The organism is Dyella sp. 01N36 (assembly GCF_056399745.1).
In genome coordinates this window covers 1-3399 of record NZ_JBFTRY010000283.1, presented here as the reverse complement: position 1 = coordinate 3399, position 3399 = coordinate 1, and the positions used below count along the sequence as shown (strand labels likewise).

Below are 3399 nucleotides of genomic sequence, written 5' to 3'. Positions count from 1 at the left end.
CAATCGGCTCTACCAGTTGCACGGCAAGACCCTGGACACCATCGAATGGCCCGTATCGCCCGATCTCACGCGGGCAAGCGCGTTTGCGATCGATCGCGACGATCGCCCCTGGCTGGCACTGGCCGAGCACGGCCTGTACCAACTCAAACAGGGACAATGGCAACGCGTGGTGCCCCTGCCCGCGCTGGCCGATGAAACACCCACGGCGCTGGCGAGTGGCGAACATGGCGACGTGTGGATCGGTTATGCAGGCGACCGCCTGGTGCGCATCGACGAGCAAGGCGCGCATCTCTACAGCGCGGGCGACGGACTGCACGTGGGCACCATCACCGCCATCGTGGTCGAGGCCGGCGACCTGCTGATCGGCGGAGAGCAAGGGCTGGCGCGCCTGCGCGACGGCCGCCTCGCATCGATGCCGGTGCAGGACAACGACACCTTCAGCGGCATCACGGGCATCGTGCGCACCGCCAATGGCGACCTGTGGCTCAATACCGGCAAGGGCGTCGTGCGGATCGAATCTGACGAAGTCACCGCCGGCTTCGAACGATCGGACCATCAACCGGCCTATCGTCTGTTCGATCTGCGCGACGGCCTGCCTGGCATCGCCAAGCAAGGCGCCATCCTGCCGACCACCGCCGTGGACGGTCGCAATCGTTTCTGGTTTCTCACCAACCAGGGGCCGGCGTGGATCGATCCCTCCAAACCTTTCAACAATCCATTGCCGCCGCCGGTGGCGATCACCGCGATCATTGCCAACGGCCGGCGCTACGCCGCCGGCCAACGCATCGTCTTGCCCAAGGGCACGACCAATCTGCAGGTGCAATACAGCGCGGCAAGCCTGGCCATTCCCGATCGTGTGCGCTTTCGCTATCGGCTCGATGGCGTCGACGCCGCCTGGCAGGACGTCGGCAATCGCCGCGAGGCGTTCTATTCCAACCTGGATCCCGGCAATTACCGATTCCATGTGATTGCCGCCAACGACGATGGCGTGTGGAACCTTCAAGGGGCGGAGATCAGCCTCGGCATTGCGCCGTGGTTCTACCAGTCCTGGTGGTTCTATGTGTCGTGCGCCGTCGTCCTTGGCAGCCTGGTCGCCGTGTTCTTCCTGTGGCGAACCCGGCTGGCGGCCGATCGTGTGCACCTGCAGTTGATGGAGCGCATGAACGAGCGCGAGCGCATCGCCCGGGAAATCCACGATACCTTGCTGCAAGGCGTGCAAGGCCTGTTGTTGCGCCTGCAGGCGCTGATGTCGCGGCCAGTACCCGATCAAGAGCAGGCCGATGTACTCAACGCCGCCATCGAGCAGGCCCGGCAGATGGTGATCGAAGGGCGCGACAAGATCATCGCCTTGCGCGGTGACGAACCGCAGCACAATGAACCGGTTCAGTCGATCCTCGCGGTAGGTGAGGACTTGGCTTCGCTGTACCCGGGCGTGAGGTTCCGACTCAGCGCCGAAGGCGAGCCGCGCGCCCTGCTGCCCAGCGCGCGCGATGAAATCATCGACATCGTCCGCGAGGCGATCCGCAACGCCTTCGTCCACGCCGAGGCGCGCCAGGTGGAGGTCCACGTGGATCACCAGCCACGCTGGCTGCGTGTGCGCGTGGCGGACGATGGCAGCGGCCTGGATGAAGCCACCGTGCGAGCAGCGGTGGACGCCGGGCACTGGGGCATCGTCGGCATGCGCGAGCGCGCGCAACGACTCGGCGCAAAGTTATCGCTGCGGCAGCGCGACCCGCATGGCACGCAATGGTTGCTGAGCGTCCCGTGCCGCGCGGCTTACCGCGCGACCAGGGACGAGCGCCGCAGCACTGACCGACCCGTCACGCCGTGAGCGCCATTCGCTCCACGGCGTGACCAGCGAGGCCTCTACTTCGACTCTTTTTCCATCAAGGTGTCCACCAGGTTGGCAGGCACTTCCTCGTAGTGGTCGAACTCCATGGTGAAGGTGCCGCGCCCGCGCGTGGCCGAGCRCAGGAAGTTGATGTAACCAAACATTTCCGCCAGCGGCACAAAGCCCTGCACGAAAGCCTGCGTGCCCTTCTGGCCCTGGTCGCTTACGGTGCCGCGACGACGGTTGATGTCGCCGATGACATCGCCGAGGTAGTCCGCCTCGGTGACCACTTCCAGCCGCATCACCGGCTCCAGCAGCTTGGGCTTGCTTAGCCGCTGTGCCTCGCGGAAGCACTGCCGCGTGGCAATCTCGAACGCCAGCGCCGACGAGTCGACGTCATGGAACTTGCCGTCGATCAGGCGCGCCTTGAAGTCCACCACCTCGTACCCGGCGATCTGTCCCTCGCGCGACTCCACATTGACGGCGTGCTCCACGGCGGGGATGTATTCGCGCGGCACGCGGCCACCGACGATCTCGTCGGAGAACACCACGCCGCTGCCCGACTCCTGCGGCTCGAAAATCATGGTGACTTCGGCAAACTGGCCCGAACCACCCGACTGCTTCTTGTGCGTATAGGTGTGTTCCACCGTACGACCAAAGGCCTCGCGGAAACTCACCTTGGGCTTGCCCATATTGGCGTCCACGCCCAGCTCGGTGCGCATGCGGTCGATGGTCACCTCCAGGTGCAGCTCGCCCATGCCCTTGAGCACGGTCTGGCCGGTTTCCTTGTCCATCTCCAGGCGTAGCGACGGATCGGCCTTCACCATCTTGTAGAGCGCCGCGGACATCTTGTCGATGTCGTTGCGGGTCTTGGGCTCCACCGACACGCTGATCACCGGATCAGGGAAGCGCATGCGTTCCAGCAGCGCAGGATGCGCCGGATCGGACAAGGAGTCGCCCGTCTCGGTTTCCTTCAACGACACGAATGCGCAGATGTCGCCCGCGCGCACCTCGTCGATTTCCCTGGTCGCATTGGCCTGCACTTCGACGATGCGGCCGATGCGTTCCTTTTTGCCGCGGGTGACGTTCTGCAAGGTGTCGCCCTTCTTGATCACGCCCGAATACACGCGGCAGAACGTGAGCGTGCCGAACTGGTCGTTGATCACCTTGAAGGCGAGCGCGCGGGCCGGCGCTTCATCGATCACGCCCTGCTCGCCGGTGACGTGACCGTCCTCGTCCACCAGTGCAATGCCGCCGTTCTCGCCGGGATACGGCATATAGTCGATCACCGCATCCAGCAACTGCTGCACGCCCTTGTTGCGATACGAGGAGCCGCAGAACACCGGCACCAGCTTGCCGGACACGCAGCCCTTGCGGATGCACTGCTTCAACATTTCCGGATCGAACTCGCCCGTTTCGATCAGGCGATCGAACGCAGCGTCGTCCATGGCCAGCGCGTATTCCAGCGTCTCGTGGCGCAGCTTTTCAAGGTTGTCCACCCACGCCTGGTCGGCCGCCGTGCTGAACTTCACGCGGCTGGCCACTTCGTTGAGCGGCACGGTATCCCA

General features: G+C 64.5%; 2 protein-coding genes. One reads left to right on the top strand and one right to left on the bottom strand.

Annotated features, from left to right (window positions below):
• Nucleotides 1–1831, top strand: a 1831-nt coding sequence (locus AC1DMG_RS21000; RefSeq protein ID WP_477181043.1) for a sensor histidine kinase, incomplete at its 5' end; no start/stop codon positions are given.
• A 35-nt stretch (nt 1832–1866) separates the two neighbouring features.
• Here the strand turns inward: AC1DMG_RS21000 and AC1DMG_RS20995 are convergent.
• The coding region (locus AC1DMG_RS20995) for an elongation factor G (protein WP_477181042.1) at nt 1867–3399 on the bottom strand (1533 nt) is incomplete at its 5' end.